Origin of the sequence: Acinetobacter sp. YH16038, assembly GCF_013417275.1 — a bacterium.
Taxonomy (GTDB): domain Bacteria; phylum Pseudomonadota; class Gammaproteobacteria; order Pseudomonadales; family Moraxellaceae; genus Acinetobacter.
This window is the reverse complement of the sequence record NZ_VPEG01000021.1, coordinates 54,162-70,947: the sequence shown is the minus strand read 5'-3', so window position 1 is coordinate 70,947 and position 16,786 is coordinate 54,162. Positions and strand designations below refer to the sequence as shown.

Annotated in this window: 16 protein-coding genes and 1 riboswitch; of the genes, 11 read left to right on the top strand and 5 right to left on the bottom strand. The window is 43.5% G+C overall.

The window, feature by feature from the left end; translation table 11 throughout:
• The 3 genes from FTV34_RS10855 to ruvX all read left to right on the top strand — a co-directional run.
• Window positions 1-210: transposase (locus tag FTV34_RS10855; protein ID WP_180070128.1), on the top strand; the 210-nt coding region annotated here is incomplete at its 5' end.
• A 317-nt stretch (window positions 211-527) separates the two neighbouring features.
• Entirely contained in the window at window positions 528-1,082 is a 555-nt protein-coding gene (locus FTV34_RS10850) for a YqgE/AlgH family protein (RefSeq protein WP_004787233.1), read from the top strand.
• Window positions 1,075-1,518 carry a Holliday junction resolvase RuvX gene (ruvX, locus tag FTV34_RS10845; protein ID WP_180070126.1) on the top strand — a complete coding sequence of 148 codons (444 nt, stop codon included), beginning with the start codon at window positions 1,075-1,077 and terminating at the stop codon, window positions 1,516-1,518. The genes FTV34_RS10850 and ruvX overlap by 8 nt, the downstream gene beginning before the upstream one ends.
• A gap of 238 nt (window positions 1,519-1,756) precedes the next feature.
• Here the strand turns inward: ruvX and FTV34_RS10840 are convergent, their stop codons facing one another.
• On the bottom strand, window positions 1,757-2,377 hold the full coding sequence (locus FTV34_RS10840) for an alpha-ketoglutarate-dependent dioxygenase AlkB (RefSeq protein ID WP_180070125.1): 621 nt from the start codon (window positions 2,375-2,377) through the stop codon (window positions 1,757-1,759).
• A 160-nt stretch (window positions 2,378-2,537) separates the two neighbouring features.
• Here FTV34_RS10840 and FTV34_RS10835 point away from each other — a divergent pair, with 160 nt between their 5' ends.
• A complete protein-coding gene (locus FTV34_RS10835) occupies window positions 2,538-4,340 on the top strand; it encodes an ABC transporter ATP-binding protein (protein ID WP_180015031.1) in 1,803 nt (600 codons plus the stop codon).
• A gap of 560 nt (window positions 4,341-4,900) precedes the next feature.
• Here the strand turns inward: FTV34_RS10835 and phoU are convergent.
• Together phoU and FTV34_RS10825 are read right to left on the bottom strand one after the other, a co-directional pair.
• A complete protein-coding gene (gene phoU, locus FTV34_RS10830) occupies window positions 4,901-5,620 on the bottom strand; it encodes a phosphate signaling complex protein PhoU (RefSeq protein ID WP_180070123.1) in 720 nt (239 codons plus the stop codon).
• A 98-nt stretch (window positions 5,621-5,718) separates the two neighbouring features.
• Window positions 5,719-7,068, bottom strand: coding sequence for a TolC family outer membrane protein (locus FTV34_RS10825; RefSeq protein WP_104426965.1), 1,350 nt, complete (start codon window positions 7,066-7,068; stop codon window positions 5,719-5,721).
• 281 nt (window positions 7,069-7,349) lie between these two features.
• On the opposite strand from FTV34_RS10825, the gene FTV34_RS10820 reads away from it, so the two are divergent.
• The 7 genes from FTV34_RS10820 to FTV34_RS10790 all read left to right on the top strand — a co-directional run bounded on the left by FTV34_RS10820 (window position 7,350) and on the right by FTV34_RS10790 (window position 14,099).
• A complete protein-coding gene (locus tag FTV34_RS10820) occupies window positions 7,350-8,387 on the top strand; it encodes a hypothetical protein (RefSeq protein ID WP_179992200.1) in 1,038 nt (345 codons plus the stop codon).
• A gap of 96 nt (window positions 8,388-8,483) precedes the next feature.
• Window positions 8,484-8,612: riboswitch (TPP riboswitch) on the top strand.
• 90 nt (window positions 8,613-8,702) lie between these two features.
• Window positions 8,703-10,598, top strand: a complete 1,896-nt coding sequence (thiC, locus tag FTV34_RS10815; protein ID WP_159124360.1) for a phosphomethylpyrimidine synthase ThiC — start codon at window positions 8,703-8,705, stop codon at window positions 10,596-10,598.
• 79 nt (window positions 10,599-10,677) lie between these two features.
• Complete coding sequence (locus tag FTV34_RS10810; protein WP_034169767.1) at window positions 10,678-11,313, top strand: NUDIX domain-containing protein; 636 nt, start codon at window positions 10,678-10,680, stop codon at window positions 11,311-11,313.
• A complete protein-coding gene (gene cpdA / locus FTV34_RS10805) occupies window positions 11,310-12,122 on the top strand; it encodes a 3',5'-cyclic-AMP phosphodiesterase (RefSeq protein WP_159124361.1) in 813 nt (270 codons plus the stop codon). The genes FTV34_RS10810 and cpdA overlap by 4 nt, the downstream gene beginning before the upstream one ends.
• Before the next feature lie 209 nt (window positions 12,123-12,331).
• Window positions 12,332-12,859, top strand: coding sequence for an RNA polymerase-binding protein DksA (gene dksA / locus FTV34_RS10800; protein ID WP_004787252.1), 528 nt, complete (start codon window positions 12,332-12,334; stop codon window positions 12,857-12,859).
• 2 nt (window positions 12,860-12,861) lie between these two features.
• Complete coding sequence (gene gluQRS / locus FTV34_RS10795; protein WP_180070121.1) at window positions 12,862-13,782, top strand: tRNA glutamyl-Q(34) synthetase GluQRS; 921 nt, start codon at window positions 12,862-12,864, stop codon at window positions 13,780-13,782.
• A 56-nt stretch (window positions 13,783-13,838) separates the two neighbouring features.
• Entirely contained in the window at window positions 13,839-14,099 is a 261-nt protein-coding gene (locus FTV34_RS10790) for a zinc ribbon domain-containing protein (protein ID WP_034705366.1), read from the top strand.
• A 2-nt stretch (window positions 14,100-14,101) separates the two neighbouring features.
• Here the strand turns inward: FTV34_RS10790 and ftsW are convergent, their stop codons facing one another.
• Together ftsW and murD are read right to left on the bottom strand one after the other, a co-directional pair.
• Window positions 14,102-15,298, bottom strand: a complete 1,197-nt coding sequence (gene ftsW, locus FTV34_RS10785; protein ID WP_004787257.1) for a putative lipid II flippase FtsW — start codon at window positions 15,296-15,298, stop codon at window positions 14,102-14,104.
• A 20-nt stretch (window positions 15,299-15,318) separates the two neighbouring features.
• The gene (gene murD / locus FTV34_RS10780) at window positions 15,319-16,665 is read right to left on the bottom strand and encodes a UDP-N-acetylmuramoyl-L-alanine--D-glutamate ligase (protein WP_180070119.1); all 1,347 of its coding nucleotides are present in this window, start codon (window positions 16,663-16,665) and stop codon (window positions 15,319-15,321) included.
• Between the last annotated feature and the right edge of the window lie 121 nt (window positions 16,666-16,786).

The following is a 16,786-nucleotide window of genomic DNA, read 5'->3' as shown; positions in this document are numbered from 1 at the left end:
TTAAAAACCAAAAGACACTGTAAATTGGATCCTGAATTGAAAATCTATAATCAAGAAATCAATAAAAGAAGAATTGGAATTGAGCATGTATTTGGCAGTTTGAAAACCTTCAAAATCCTTGCTGAGCGTTATCGAAATAGAGGTAAAAGGCTTGGTTTGAGATTCAATTTAATCGCTGGAATCTACAACTTGGAACTGAGCAAAAAATGATTTATGAAAGAGGTCTAATATATAAACTTATTCCTTCTTAAATTTATTTTATATTCTTAGTCGATAATAAATAAGCCCGAGAATTTACCATTCAATAAAATAAAACTAATTTTATTGATTTATTGAAAAAATAAAAAAAATACCTATTTGTAGTTTTTTTATACCCAGTATCTACAAAGCTAAGTTGTCAGTGATACATTTTTGTGGGATAAGTAAATAAAGGAATAGACAATTTGCAAATTGAAAATCCAGTCTTTTGCCCTGATAAATCATCTACCACGATCACAAACGATATAGACTTTTGGAGAGCCGCTCAGGTGACTAAACAATATCTGACTCATCGTTGTCTGATTGCGCCACCCCATGCAAGTGACGATTTTTTTGCGCATACGGTCATTTATTTGGCCCGTCATGATGAAGATGGTGCTCAAGGGATCATTATTAACCGCCCTGCTGGTATTCAAATTAAAGAATTGCTGAATGATCTGGATATTGAGGCGGATAATGTCAATCCCCATGAAGTGTTGCAAGGTGGACCTTTGCGACCTGAGGCCGGTTTTGTCCTGCATACCGGTCAGCCGACCTGGCATTCTTCTATTGCTGTGGGTGAAAATGTTTGTATTACCACATCTAAAGATATTCTGGATGCGATTGCGCATAATGAAGGCGTAGGCCGCTATCAGATCGCCTTGGGTTATGCGAGCTGGGGCAAACATCAGCTTGAAGAAGAGATTGCCCGGGGTGACTGGCTGATCTGTGAATCCGATATGGATCTGATTTTTAACTTACCTTATAACGACCGCTGGGATGCCGCCTATAAAAAAATGGGCGTAGACCGAACCTGGTTATCTTCCGAGATTGGACATGCCTGATGTAAACGCGCCAAACATTATTATGGCGTTTGATTTTGGTACACAGAAAATGGGAATGGCAGTCGGTCAATCCCTGATTGAAAGTGCCAATCCTCTCGCTTTATTTCCCATGAAAGATGGAATCCCGAACTGGGATGAATTACTGAAAATTGTAAAAAGCCATCAGCCAGGTTTATTTTTAGTGGGACTGCCACTGAATATGGATGATAGTGAATCTGAACTGTCGACACGGGCACGAAAATTTGCCCGCCGTTTACGTCATCAGACCAATATTGAAACCTTGATGGTGGATGAACGCCTGACCACTCGTGAAGCACGGGATGAACTGGATCATTATCAAGCTCAAGGTCGCGGCAAAAAATTATCTGCGGACAGTATTGCTGCTGCCCTCTTGATTGAAAGCTGGTATCGGCATCCGGCTGGACTGCAACCCTAAATTTCTTTTAAATAGAAGCAATAGCATCTTTCGAGATGCTATTTTTTTGAATTAAAGAATCTCTTTTTTAGTTCATTGGGATACTTTCAATCTAAAAAAATAGAGTGCCTTCATCAATCATTTTTTAATCATTCAACAATGAGCAAAGGAACTCCCTCATCCTCACTTTCTCCCCAAGAGAGAAGAAACTTTAAATACGAATGAACTAGTATTTTTTGTTTTATCAAAGATAATTTAATTAAGGAAAAAAATAACGAAAAGTCAGGTTAATTCTAGGTTCCAAAACCCGAGTCGTTTTCCGGATACAATGTTTCCAGTAGTATTGGGTCTGTCCACGCATCACAATCAACTGACCACTTTGTAAAAGCAGATCCACTGTTTCATTCTCTGTTTTATGTTTAAAGCTCATCTTGCGGGTTGCACCCAGACTGAGGGATGCAATCACATTTTCCTGTGACGTTCCCTGATATAAAGCTGCCTCATCATCACTATGCCAGCCCAGACCTTGCGACCCATCTTCATATAAATTAGCCAGACAGGAATTAAAGGAATGACCCACCAATTTTTCAATATGCTGCTTTAACCGAAATAGCCCCGGTGTCCAGATATGAGCTTGTTTGAAACTTCCGGAATAATGATATTGATAGTGTTCATCGCCATACCAGACAACTTTTCGCCCAGTAATATAATGCTTGCCAAATAAAGTGACTTCATCCGCTTGCCAGGCCAGATGAGCTAGAAAATGCTGTAAATATTGCTGGCTCTGCTGCTCATTTAAAATCTGGCCATAATCCTCTACCACCCCATCAAAGGGTAATAAATTCATTTGAGATTCTGGCGCAAACAGGTCCAAAGTCATTTTAAAATCAGTCTAAAAATTTCAGTATCTTGCTGAAAAGATTGAGACTTATCCAGAAAAATTACAATCTAATTTCACAAATAAATACAACATTTACTCTTGTGAGTACCTCTATTCCTGCCTAGACTAAATCCAACTTTGACAATAAAAATAATTGCTTATGAATTTATGGCAGCTGTTTTTAAAACTTCGTCCCTTTGTCAGCCCTTATCGGCTCCTGGTGATTGCGACCCTCATTTTAACCCTGATCGGTTCCTTTACTGCTCAGGTCAATGCACTGACCCTGCAATATGCAGTCGATAGCATCAATGCACTGCTGGAACAAGGACAGGGACTGGATGAAGGCTGGCATATCCTGATTACTATCTCTGCCATTTTACTCGGTAAAGAAGTGGTGAATGCACTGGTCCAGTTTGGGCAGAAGTTTTATGGAGAAAAGCTGCGGATTTTTATTTCCCAAGATCTGGCTCAAGGCATTATTGAAAAGTTTTTAAAATACCGGCTAGCATTTTTTAATCAGGATAATAATCAGGCTGGAAAATTACAGACCCGTATTGATCGCGGAATTGGCTCCCTCACCCGACTGGTTCAGATCTTTTTCATTGATATTTTTCCTCTATTTACCAGTGCAATTGTCGCGCTCGGATTGATGTACTATGCCAATTTTTATGTCGGGCTGGTCGCCACAGCGATTGTACCTATCTACTTCTGGCTCACCTATAAACAGGCACAAAAACTTGGTGGATGGCGCCGTAGTCTGAGAGATGGCCGGGAAAAAAAGAGCCAAGGGATTCTCAGTATCATCAATTCAATTACAGTCATCAAATCCTTTAACCGGGAATCAATTGAATCAGACAAGCAGCTGAGCTTACAGCGTGAACTGACCGATAACCAGATGAAAACCCGGCAGACCAGTTTTCTGTTTGATGGTCTGAAAACCTTTATTGAACAGATCGGCATAGTCCTGATTATCATCCTGACCTCCTATTTTGTACTGGATGGACAGATGAGTATCGGCATGATCATGTACCATGTGCTGCTCTTTAATAACGTTTCTGCTCCGATTCGCTCGCTGCACCGGATTTATGATGAAGTGAATGATGCCATGATCTATTCAGAAAGCTTCTTCAATATTCTGGAAGCTGATGCTGAAATTGAGCAAAGCGGACAGCAAAAACCGCCAGTTAAAGGCCGATTTGAGCTAAGTGGCGTGAATTTTTATTATCCGAATGGGCATCATGCCTTAAAGGATATCAATATGGAGATTCGTCCCAATACGATTACTGCACTAGTAGGGTTGTCTGGTGCGGGTAAATCAACCCTGATCAGTCTGCTCGATAAATTTTATGAACCACAGGAAGGCCAGATCAAACTGGATGGGATCGACTTAAAAGATTATGACACTCAATATCTGCGTGATCATATCGGATTGGTACTACAGAAAAACCATATTTTCCAAGGCACGATTTTTGACAATATCCGTTATGGCAAAACCAATGCCAGTATGGATGAGGTGATTGCAGCTGCTCAAAAAGCCTCAATTCATGAACAGATTTTACAGCTACCGGATGGTTATGATTCCGATGCCCTGCAACTGTCCGGCGGTCAGCAACAGCGGATTGCCATCGCACGGATGTTCCTGAAAAACCCGCCGATTATTTTTCTGGATGAACCAACGGCAAGCCTGGATGCCATTGCAACAGAACAAATTAAACAGAGTCTGGATCAGATCAAGCAAGGCCGTACCGTGATTATTATTTCGCATAGCCTGTCTCAGATTATTGATGCAGACTATACCTATGTGATGAAAGAAGGTTGTATTGCCGAACACGGTGAACATGACGCGCTTTATCATCAGGACGGCGTGTATAAGGAAATTTTCGATGCAATGGCCAAGAGCCTGAATATTGAAAAAATTGCCAAGACTTTTGAAGATGATGCAGAGGAAGAAACGCATAGTTAGCTCTTCATTCAACTATCCCTAAAAAATAAAAGCGGTCTTTAATGACCGCTTAAAATCAAGATTTATCGTCCAGTATTAAAAACGCATAATCCATTCACCTTTGATATAACGATAATCGTAATTCGGGAAGCTTCTCTTTGACTTTCATCAATGATCATGAATTTTCTCTTAAATATATAATTTCACTGAGTAAATTAATGCAGGGTTAGGTTTAGACCAGAAGTATGTGACTGATAACAAAAGAGCTTCGTTTTTCTTTCTTATCTATAGATTTGATGAGCACATGAAAAAATCTTTTCACTTTCTGAAAATAATTCCATTTTCATAAATCAACCCGCATTTTGCTAAATTATATACAACTTTTGTATGTTTTTTGATAAATAGTTCACATTTCTTTTAATTAAATTTATAAAGCTTATTAGTAATTGTTATTTATGTGATTTTTCTCATAGTAATATTAGGGAACGCCTATCCTGTCTAGCTTTCACAATATCAAGAACATATTTTTGAAATAAAAAAAGCCTACACAATGCAGGCTTTTTACTATTATTTAGTTTTAATTAACGTTGAAATTTTTGCTCAATTTCTTCGACACTGCTATGCCGTACATCCAGGCCCTTGACCATATAAATGACCTGTTCCGAAATATTACGTGCATGATCTCCAATGCGTTCCAGCGAACGTAGTACCCAAAGTACATTAATCACCCGACTAATATGCCGTGGATCTTCAATCATATAGGTCATTAAAGTACGGGTAGCGGACTGATATTCCCGGTCAATGTCGGCATCGGCCTGCATCACGCGTAGCGCTTGGTCTACATCCAGACGGGCAAAGGCATCCAATGCATCATGAATCATCACCCGAACCTGGTTACCAATATGTCGGGTTTCCATATAACCGCGTGGTGAACCACCCTCTTCACACAAAGTCTGGGCAATTCGGGCAATTTTCGATGCTTCATCTCCAATCCGCTCCAGATCGGTATTGGCCTTGGACATGGCAAGCACCATACGCAGGTCAATGGCAGCGGGATGACGGCGAGCCAAAATCAGGGTCAGTGCCTCATCAATTTCACTTTCCAGGCGGTTCACAGTATTGTCCTGAAACTGCACCTCAACCGCCATGGCAGCATCTGTATCCAGCAGCGCATGAATGGCATTGGCTACCTGCTGTTCTACCATGCCACCCATGGTCATGAACTTGGTATTTACATCCTGCAATTCTTCATTGAATTGCGAAGAAATATGATGACTGAGCACAGGATTATTGGGACTCAAGGAAATCTACTCCAGAACAGGAAAAGGCAAGAACACATCATGAAATGTCATTAAAGCATGACCATCATGAAAGTTTGATGACAACTCATTAGTCGTCTTTAAGAACGGTCATATTCAATGAGCCAGGCATTCATCTCTGCCAGTTCCTTTTCTGTCAATTGTCCTACTGAAGCCTGTAATTGCAGTACATGCAGCAAATAATCATATTTAGCATTCAGATAGTCAGTCTTAGCAGAGAAGGCATTACGCTGCGCCAGCAATACATCCACCATGGTTTTTAAACCTTCCTGATATTGAGCTCTGGAAGCTTGAGACACAATATCTGAAGATTGCATCGCTGCTTTACGTGCATTGAGTTTGGCCTCATCCGTTTCTACCTGCAGATAAGACTGTTTGACATCGGTGTTGGCTTTGCGGATTGCGGCATCCAGTTGGGCTTCACTTCGCTGCACATTTACGCCGGCCTGACGAATACTTTTTTGGGTTCGGCCCCCGGTAAACAGGTTCCAGTTGACCTCGACGCCAATCTGGTCAAAATCACCATTGGTTGATAACACTGTTTCAGGAGTCTGCTTTAAATAGCCATAGGTTCCGACGGCTTCAACCTGAGGATAGAGAGCCGCCTGCTCTACCCGCTTGGCATCTTCCGAATAGCGTTTCTGCAAACGGGCCTGTAGAATTTCCAGATTCTGGTTTTGTGCCAGTTCGGTCCAGGAACCGATATTACTCGGAACAGGTTTCTGAAACTGGAAATCCTCACGCAGAACCGCCAGATTTTCCTGATAAGGTCCAATCAACTGAGCCAACTGTTCCTGAGCTAGAACCAACTGCACCTGTGTAGAAATTCGGTTGGCCTGAGCACTCTGATATTGGGCATTGGCTTCACTGACATCACTTCTCGCTACGAGCCCTTCTCGAAGTTTGGCATTCATCATCCTTAACTGTTCTGATAAAGCCTGCTCTTCCTGTAAATAAGCTGTGGTTAAAGACTGCTGACGTAGAACATTAAAATAGGCTTCTGCCACTTGTAAAATATGCTGCTGCTTTTGCAGACGCAGATTAACTTCGCTGAGTTCTACCGAGGTTTTGACCTGCTTATAACCCTGCCAGGCATCCCAGCGGAATAAAGGCTGACGTGCAGTGACTGCAATCTGACGCGTGGTCGTACTCGAACCTTGTAGTTCCCCAAATTCGGCAGGCAAACCTTCTATCGATGAATTATCAGCAGACTGGTTTTTACGGGTTACATTTCCAGATAAAGTCACAGTCGGCAATAAATTTCCGCTGGCAATGCCCAGATTGAGCTGGTCCGACTGGTATTGCAACAGATTCGCCTGCCAGTTCGGATCATTTTGCTGGGCACGCTGATAAGCTTCAAGCAGATCCAGCGCAAACAGTGTCGGACTGACACCCAATAAACAGACACTGACGATGAGTTTTAATTTCATTTTATAGTTTTCACCCCTACAGCCATTTCAATCATCAGATTAAGGCGCTTTAAACCCAGCAATACTAAAGATTTCTTTTGATTTTTTACGTATGACTTTTATTAATTTTCTCTTATAGATCCACGATTTTATTCAATATTCCTCCTATTTTCCCCTTCCTGCATCCTAGCTTAACAAAGCCATTCACAATACTACACATAGAACTTGAATTAGATCTATACAATATAGCTCCCAGTAAGGCAGTTATTTCTGATTTCATCTATATAGAGTCCTGAAGCATAGTGTTAACGCGAATTCATTCGATATTCAAAGTTTGTTTTGTTTTCAGCAGCTTGCTGTTCGTAGGCGGATGCCAGCAATCCTCAGAACCGCAAGTTGAAATGGAACAGGCCGAGGTTAAAACCGTTCAATCTCCCGCGAACGATTTCACCCTCATGTGTGAAAATATTGAAAAAAATATGTCCCAGATTAATGAACAGCGCACCACTTTTGCGCTGGAACAGATTAATCAGGATCTTAAAGTGTGTCTGCCGCTCATGGAACTGGCCGAGCAGAAACACCTGATGCAGCGTTCCACCGAAATGTATCAACGCTTCCTGCATGTGGAACGTACCGAATTCCAGCAACGTGCTTTCGAGCAATATGCCTTGGATATGGCTCAGCATCCCACCATTCAGCAAAGCCACTTTGAACAGTTGACTACACGCGACCAGTATTTATTGAAGCATAAAGGTCAGGCCTATGTAGAACTCTTAGATCAGGGCAATGGCACGTTGCAATATCGTCGTAGTCCGGAATATCTGGTACGTATCTTTGCGCCGTATTTACCAGCTGCCGAAAAGGTATTTATTGAAAATCTGGCTGAGCAGAATATGGAACCGGTCTTGGTCGAAAAACGCTTACAGCTTGAAGCTGCCAATATTGCCGCTCGCGCTCTATTCTGGGAAGATTATCTGCAAACTTATCCGAAAAGTAGCTATCAGCGCGATGCCGAATATCTGCTGAAACAATATACTTATTTCCTGTTCAGAGGCAGCGAACAATCGCCAATCTCTGAGGATTATCGTGACCGTTATTCGGTAGAAACCAGTCATCTGGAAACTATTATTGGTCTGGCGCGTGGTCAGAAATCCAAGTTATCGACACAGGCGCAATTATTTTTAGAGTTTCTGGACATGAATCCTGAACAGCGTCAGCGTGCCTTAGCTGCGGAATATCGTGACCGTTCCAGCACTGAACAGATTTTATATTATGCTCAAGTCACCCCACCCTCACAGAACTATGGTAAAGACTGCTTTAAGGATGCGATCTGTCTTTAAAACAATCTTTTCTTAAAAATCGATGAGATAGCCGAAAATCAGCAACTCCTCCCAATTTAAAGCTACTTTTTAAATACCAACTAAGCTAAGATTTAGCCTCGCTTGACGGAGCGCGAGTAATAACTCGCTGAGATCACTTAAATCAGCCTTTTCGGCCATTTGATAGTGAGTACCGTTGAACCTGATCAGGTTAATACCTGCGTAGGAATCAAGCCATCTAAAAACGACTACCCTTGTTTTATCTACTCCCAGATAATTCTGTCCACGTTTTTGGTCGTGCTTGATTCGTTGATGTCATTCATAAGGATCATTGCAATGAGCCAGTTAACGAATCTTTCTTCTGAAACTCCCCTTACTCCACACGAGCAGGAAGCGCGCGATCTGACCCGCATTCTGCCGGCTTCCCGTAAAGTTTATCTGCAAGGCTCGCGTCCTGATATTCAGGTGCCCATGCGAGAAATTTCTCTCAGCGAAACTCCGACTGGTCTGGGCGGTGAATATAATGCACCGTTGATGGTCTATGACACTTCAGGGGTTTATACCGATCCAAATGTTGAAATTGATCTGAATAAAGGCCTACCAAATCTGCGTGAAGGCTGGATTGAACAACGTAATGACACAGAAATGCTAGATGATTTAAGTTCTGAGTTTGGTCGCCAACGTCTGCGCGATATCCGTACTGCCAATATCCGCTTTGCCCATATTCAGAAACCACGCCGGGCTAAACTTGGCCAGAATGTGACCCAGATGCACTATGCCAAACAGGGCATTATTACGCCGGAAATGGAATATATCGCGATTCGGGAAAACTTGCGTCAGCTGGAAGGGACCGATATGCGTCAGCATCCGGGACAGAATTTTGGTGCCAAAAATTTACAGGAAATCACCCCTGAATTTGTCCGTCAGGAAGTCGCTGCAGGCCGTGCCATTATTCCTGCCAATATCAATCACCCTGAACTGGAACCAATGATTATTGGTCGCAATTTCCTGGTCAAGATTAATGCCAACATCGGTAACTCGGCACTGGGTTCATCCATTGAAGAAGAAGTTTCAAAAATGACCTGGGCAACCCGCTGGGGTGCCGACACCATTATGGATCTGTCGACTGGTCAGAATATTCATGAAACCCGTGAATGGATTATCCGTAACTCTCCAGTGCCAATCGGTACCGTACCAATTTATCAGGCACTAGAAAAAGTCAACGGTGTAGCTGAAGACCTGACCTGGGAAATCTTTAAAGATACCTTGATTGAACAGGCTGAACAGGGCGTGGATTACTTCACGATTCATGCCGGTGTGTTACTTCGTTATGTACCACTGACCGCGAATCGTTTGACTGGCATCGTATCGCGTGGTGGTTCGATCATGGCACAGTGGTGTCTGGCACATCATCAGGAAAACTTCCTTTATACCCATTTCGATGAAATTTGTGAAATCATGAAAGCCTATGATGTGTCTTTCAGCCTTGGGGATGGCTTACGTCCGGGCTGTATTCAGGATGCCAATGACGAAGCGCAATTTGCCGAGCTACGCACTTTGGGTGAACTAACGCATCGTGCCTGGGAACATGATGTACAGGTGATGATCGAAGGTCCTGGCCATGTACCGATGCATATGATTAAGGAAAATATGGATCTGCAGCTGGAAGTCTGTAAGGAAGCCCCTTTCTATACCCTTGGGCCGTTAACCACAGATATCGCACCGGGTTATGACCACATTACTTCGGCGATAGGTGCCGCGATGATTGGCTGGTACGGTACGGCAATGCTTTGCTACGTGACACCGAAAGAACATTTAGGCTTGCCGAACAAGAAAGATGTGAAAGATGGCATCATTACCTACAAGATTGCTGCACATGCTGCTGATCTGGCCAAAGGTCATCCGGGAGCACAAGCGCGTGATAATGCTCTGTCTAAAGCCCGTTTTGAGTTCCGTTGGGAAGACCAGTTTAACCTGAGCCTGGATCCGGACACAGCACGCAGTATGCATGATGAAACCATGCCAAAAGCGGCGCATAAATCGGCTCACTTCTGCTCAATGTGCGGACCAAAGTTCTGTTCAATGAAAATCACGCAAAATGTGCGGGATTATGCCAGCCAGTTATCTGCTGATGAAACCCCGGCTGTAACGCAGGCAGAGATTGAAGCCGGCCTTAAGCAGATGAAAAACGATTTCCATAGCTCTGGTCAAAAATTGTACCACAAGGTGTAAAACCATAAAAAAAACAGTTGTTTTCATAAAAATCTCAGATAGGATGAAAAAAATAAGTTATTTCATCCTTTTCTGAGTTATGAATATTATTAAACAAGCCTCTTATAATAAAAAAGATTTTAGGATAGAGGCCCGTGAGTTTTTATATCGGGGATTTATTCAGGTGGAAAAAGTCACGTTACGTCATCGTGTCTTCCATCAGGAATCTTATACACCTGCATTGCAGCGTGAGCTCATCCATCGTCCTGAAGCCGCTGGGGTACTGCTGTATAACGATCAACAGCAAAAATTCGGCTTGATTGAACAGTTCCGTATTGGCGGGCTGGATGATCAGGATACGCCATGGCAACTAGAAGTCATTGCCGGTGTACTGGATGGCGATGAAACGCCTGAGACCTGTATTCGCCGCGAAGCTTTCGAAGAGTCAGGCTGCACTGTTGATTCCTTACAGCATCTTTTCAGTTTCTACCCTTCTGCCGGTGCCTGCTCGGAACTGTTTCATCTTTATGTCGCCCAGACTGAACTGCCTGAAAAAGGCGGTATTTTTGGTATGCCGGATGAAGGGGAAAATATCCAGCTGCACATTCTGGATTATGCCGATATTCCGACCTTGCTGAGTAATGGTCGCCTTAGAAATGCACCTGTGATTATGGCCTTACAATGGCTACAACAGCATCAACAGGCTGTCCCGTCAGGTTTAAGGGGGCAGACATGACATCGGAAAAATTCAATCCTGCATCGACACAAGAATGGACCATTATCCAGATTTCTGACACCCATTTGATGGATCAGCCCAATCTGGAATTCGCGAATATGAATCCCGAGCAGAGCTTCCATGAAGTCATGCAGCATATTCAGCACAATTTTCCAGAAATGGATGCACTCGTACATACCGGTGATCTGGCACAGGTGCCGATCGCAGAAACCTACACACGTTATTTAAAATATATCCAGTCTTGCCAGGTGCCCTATTACCAGATTCCGGGCAATCATGATGACATCAAGGTCTTTCCTTTTTATCAGGATCGAGATCAGGCTCATGCGATTCATTTTGGCAACTGGACCCTGATTTTACTAAATAGTGCAGTCCAGGATCGGATAGATGGTTGGGTAGAGCAGGCTCAACTGGAACAGCTAGACCAATTATTGCTTGAATATCGTAATCAGCATGTGGTTGTGGCTTGCCATCATCATCCTTTTGCGATGAAGTCGCACTGGATTGACCAGCACCGGCTAAAGAATGCCGAAGATCTAAAAGATGTACTGGCCCGGCACCAGAATGTGAAGCTGGTTCTGTTTGGTCATGTGCATCAGGATTCCTGCAATGAATGGCACGGTATCCAGTTTTTATCGACGCCATCGACCAGCGTACAGTTCAAACCCAAGAGTGATGAATTCGCGCTAGACCAGGCGGCACCTGGCTATCGTGTATTACATTTGAAACAAAATGGGGAGTTCGATACACATATCGAACGTGTGACCTTAAGCCAGCAAAATATTAATACCGAAATTTCAGGTTATTAACTTTGCATTTTATTTTTTTTGAATTACTTTATTGCAACCAAAGGAAATGTGATATCTATAATCCAGACATCAAAGACTATCAAAAAGCATAAAAAGTCTATATGATGACGACCCCCGTAGGAGGATAATCTTTCTACAGGGTGGATAAAAATTGCATATCACCATATTTTTTGCGTATTAACATACGCATATGATGAGGAATGCCCTAAATGGCGAATGACAACCAAAATCAAGTCTTAGACGAACAAACTGATGTTGTAGAGGAAAAACCTACAAAACGTGTGCGCAAATCTAAGCCGAAAACGACTGAGGGTGGTTCTACTGCTAGCTTATTTGGTATTGAACCTTATCAACCTAAAAAAAATGAAGAATACATGTCTGAAGGGCAGCTTGAACACTTCCGCCAAATCTTGATGGCATGGAAAGCTGAACTGATGTCAGAAGTTGATCGTACTTTAAATACGATGCAAGACGAAAACACTGCACTCCCTGATGTAAACGACCGTGCGACTCAGGAAGAAGAATTTGCCATCGAACTTCGTACTCGTGACCGTGAACGTAAATTGATCCGCAAAATCGAGCAATCTATCGAAGCGATTAAAAACGATGACTACGGTTTCTGTGAAACTTGTGGTATCGAAATTGGTCTGCGCCGTCTAGAAGCACGTCCAACTGCAACGTTATGTATCGACTGCAAGACTTTGGCAGAGATCAAAGAGAAGCAAAATAACGGTTAAGCATGTCTTTAAGTAATCCCTCCCTGACCCTCCCTTTATCAAAGGAAGGGAAAGCTGAAGAGAATTACGTGGGCCGGTTCGCGCCATCGCCAACCGGCCCTTTGCATTTTGGTTCACTCATTACCGCAGTCGCTAGCTACTGTGATGCCAAAGCCCATCAGGGGCGCTGGCTAGTCCGCATTGAAGATACCGACATCCCGCGAATTTATCCCGGCAGCGAAGAACATATTTTGCGTGCCTTGGATGCTTTTGAATTCGAGCCAGATGGAGAAATCATTTACCAGAAAGACCGTCTGGATATTTACGAAAATGTGATCCAACAACTGCGTCAGCAGGGTCTGGTCTATGCCTGCCAATGTACCCGCAAAATGCTGGGTTCTAATCATATTTATCAGGACACCTGTCGTGACTTAGGTTTGTCTTTTGAACATCAGGCAATTCGGGTCAAGGTTGAAGATGTTGAAATCTGTTTTGAAGACCGTCTGCAAGGCCGACACTGCTCACAACTGAAAAAGGACTTGGGCGATTTTGTCTTAAAACGCCGTGATGGCATCATGAATTATCAGTTGGCAGTTGTGGTCGATGACTATCTGCAAGGCATGACCCATGTAGTCCGTGGTGCAGACCTTTTGGACAACACGGAACGTCAGATTTATCTGGGTCAATTGTTGGGTTATCCGCGTTTAAGCTATATGCATTTACCACTGGCAATGAATGATCAGAGCCAGAAACTGTCCAAGCAAAATCTGGCCCAGGCACTGGATCTTGATCAAGCTCCCCAGCTCTTGCAAAAAGCACTTCAAGCCCTCTGTCAGGCGCCCGTAGAACTGGATCGCCCTGCTCGTATGCTCGAACAAGCCGTCGCACAATGGGATATTTCCCGAATCCCGCATACAACTGAGCTACAAGGTCACTATTTATAAAAACGGGTTTTCACTTAAGCTAAAAGCAATAACACAGGCGAGTGAGGGTCATAAAAATGTTTTTTATTTTTGGTGTAGGACCGAAAACCAAAGTCATTGAGAAAAGTCAGTTTCTTTGTCCAGTCTGCCGAACCCGTTCTGGGTATGAACTCAAACAGCAGCGTAATTATTTTTCTTTATTTTTTATTCCGCTAGTTCCACTTTCTAAGGCAAAAAGTACTTTTGTGCGTTGCCTGAACTGTGGAACTGTCATGCCGAGCACAGTGCTTAACCATGCTCAGCCCGATCCACAGCGTCCGTCTAATCTAGAAGCTTGATTCTAGAAGCTTGATTCTTCCCGACTTGGATTAACTTGTTGAGTCGTTGAGTCAATTTTCAGAATCAAACTGATCATCACTGCACAGACAATGAGTGATGAACCACCATAACTAATAAATGGCAGGGTCAAACCTTTGGTTGGCAATAGCCCCATATTCATCCCAGCGTTTACCAGAATCTGTAACAGGAAAATGATACTGATCCCATAAGCCAGATAACCTGCGCGCAAGTATTGATGCTGCAAGGCACGATGTCCAATCCGGATACAGCAGACCATCACGGTAAAGGACAGAATCAGAATGGTAGAAATACCCAAGAAACCAAATTCTTCCCCTAAGATCGCCAACATAAAGTCAGTATGCGCTTCCGGCAGATATGACATTTTCTGGATACTATGGCCTAGCCCTACTCCGGTCCATTCACCACGACCAAACGCCATCAAGGCATTAGAAAGCTGATAACCGGTACCGAGCGGATCTTCCCAAGGATTCGAGAAAGACAATAAACGTTGTAAACGATAAGGTTCCAGAGCAATCGCAGCAGCAAATGCACCCAATAAAGTAATAAAAGCGACACCGAACTGAATCCAGGGTGCACCAGCCAGGAAGAATACACCGAGCATGGTCAGGGTGATTACCACTGTTGCCCCTAAGTCAGGCTCAAGAATAATCAGGCCAACGGTTGCACCCATGATGGCACTTAATCGTACCAAGCCTTTGATATTATTACGAACCTCTTCAGCACGACGGACTACATAGTCAGCGGTAAAAATCGCCATCATGACCTTAGCGACTTCGGAAGCCTGCAAGGTAAAACCGGCTACCCGAATCCAGCGCTTGGAGCCGTTTACTTCAGTCCCGACAAAGAGTACGGCGACCAGCAAAACAATGGTAATAATCCATAAAAAGAAAGTGTTATTGAACCAGACTTTTAATGGAACTTTATAGGCTAAAAAGGCTGCACCTGCCGCAACCAGAATCGAGATCGCATGTCGGGTCACATAATGGAAAGCATTCTCATGCATCCGTTCCGCATAAGGCATCGAAGCCGATGCCACCATGATCGAACCGATGCACAGCAAAGCCAATACACAAAAAATCAGCACATTACGCGGATTAACTTCAGCGGGTAACTTAGGTACCCACTGCTGATAAAATTGATTAATTTTATTGATCGCAGTCTGAGCAAACTCAGCCATATCACGAATCCTTGTTATTCTTAATTGAGTTCATTCACATAGGCCACAAACTTGCGACCACGTTCCGGATAACCGGAGAACATGTCAAAACTTGCACATGCAGGAGACAATAACACGACATCATGTGCCTGAGTGCGCTTTTGGCAAACTTCTACTGCTTCCTGCAGGCTTTCCGCATGAATCAATTCAGTCGTACCTGCAATCGCTTCTTCAATAATTGGGCGGTCCACGCCAATCAATACGGCGATTTTTGCATACTTAGATAATGAGTCACGTAAAGCAGTAAAATCCTGACCTTTACCCTGACCACCAAGAATAATGGCAACCTTACCGCTTTGAGCTTCGATCGCCATGCCTAGACCATCAAGTGCTGCCAGCGTTGCTCCGATATTGGTTCCTTTGGAGTCATTATAATAACGTACCCCATTGAATTCTTTAACAAATTCGCAGCGATGCTCCAAACCTTTGAAGGTTTTTAATGTATCTAGCATAACGTTCATTGGTAAGCCAATTGCTTCACCTAGAGCCAGACAAGCCAAGGCATTCGCCACATTATGGGTACCTTGAATGTACATGTCAGAACTTTTGAGCAGACGTTCACGGCCACGTGCCAGCCAGATCGTGCCATCCTTATCTTTGAGAATACCGTACTGGTTGATGTCCGGTGCATTCAAACCAAAGCTCTGCATTGGTGTTGCATCTGGAACCAATGGACGGGTCAGTGAATCATCACGGTTAAACACCACTTTTTTCACACCTTGGAAAATACGGTGTTTGGCAGTGTGATAACCCATCATGTCGCCATGACGATCCAGATGGTCTTCACTCATATTCAGAACAACAGCCACTTCAGCCTGCAAGTTTGAGGTCGTTTCTAACTGGAAGCTCGACAACTCCAAAATATACAGTTCAGGATCATCTTTGGTCAGATCCAGTGCTGGACGGCCAAGATTCCCCCCAACTGCCACTTTTTTACCTGCATTCGCTGCCATCAGACCGATTAAAGTAGTTACGGTACTTTTGGCATTGGAACCGGTAATCGCCACAATCGGCTTATCAGTCGCACGACGTAAAATCTGGATTTCACTTACCACAGGAATACCTTGATCTAGTGCTGCCTGGATTTCAGGCAGTTTTGGATCGAGTCCCGGGCTGATGATAATTTCTTCGGCAGAGAGCAACAGATTCTGGTCAAACTTGCCAAAACTGGTCTGTACTTCCGCAGGAATCTGGTCATGTCCCGGAGGGGTGGCTCTTGAGTCCGTTACTGCAACGCGGTAGCCCTGGTCATGTAAGAAGTTGACCGCTGCAACACCTGAAATCCCGAGTCCTGCAACGACTTTTAATCCACCACGTTGTATTAACATTTTCGCCCCATTTTCTGGTCTATTTTAAAACTGAAGAAATGGTAGCACTTTGCTGTTTTGAATGCTTTTTCTGTTTTGACTTTCTCTGGCATTTTTTGTGTCAGGGCGTAAAAAAATATCG

What these genes read in the sequence shown, in the direction of transcription:
- ftsW (WP_004787257.1), bottom strand. Translation starts at nt 15,298, where the DNA reads ATGGCTGAGTTTGCTCAGACTGCGATCAATAAAATTAATCAATTTTAT.
- murD (WP_180070119.1), bottom strand. Translation starts at nt 16,665, where the DNA reads ATGTTAATACAACGTGGTGGATTAAAAGTCGTTGCAGGACTCGGGATT.
- gluQRS (WP_180070121.1), top strand. Translation starts at nt 12,862, where the DNA reads ATGTCTTTAAGTAATCCCTCCCTGACCCTCCCTTTATCAAAGGAAGGG.
- FTV34_RS10810 (WP_034169767.1), top strand. Translation starts at nt 10,678, where the DNA reads ATGAATATTATTAAACAAGCCTCTTATAATAAAAAAGATTTTAGGATA.
- FTV34_RS10840 (WP_180070125.1), bottom strand. Translation starts at nt 2,377, where the DNA reads ATGACTTTGGACCTGTTTGCGCCAGAATCTCAAATGAATTTATTACCC.
- FTV34_RS10790 (WP_034705366.1), top strand. Translation starts at nt 13,839, where the DNA reads ATGTTTTTTATTTTTGGTGTAGGACCGAAAACCAAAGTCATTGAGAAA.
- cpdA (WP_159124361.1), top strand. Translation starts at nt 11,310, where the DNA reads ATGACATCGGAAAAATTCAATCCTGCATCGACACAAGAATGGACCATT.
- FTV34_RS10825 (WP_104426965.1), bottom strand. Translation starts at nt 7,068, where the DNA reads ATGAAATTAAAACTCATCGTCAGTGTCTGTTTATTGGGTGTCAGTCCG.
- FTV34_RS10835 (WP_180015031.1), top strand. Translation starts at nt 2,538, where the DNA reads ATGAATTTATGGCAGCTGTTTTTAAAACTTCGTCCCTTTGTCAGCCCT.
- ruvX (WP_180070126.1), top strand. Translation starts at nt 1,075, where the DNA reads ATGCCTGATGTAAACGCGCCAAACATTATTATGGCGTTTGATTTTGGT.
- thiC (WP_159124360.1), top strand. Translation starts at nt 8,703, where the DNA reads ATGAGCCAGTTAACGAATCTTTCTTCTGAAACTCCCCTTACTCCACAC.
- dksA (WP_004787252.1), top strand. Translation starts at nt 12,332, where the DNA reads ATGGCGAATGACAACCAAAATCAAGTCTTAGACGAACAAACTGATGTT.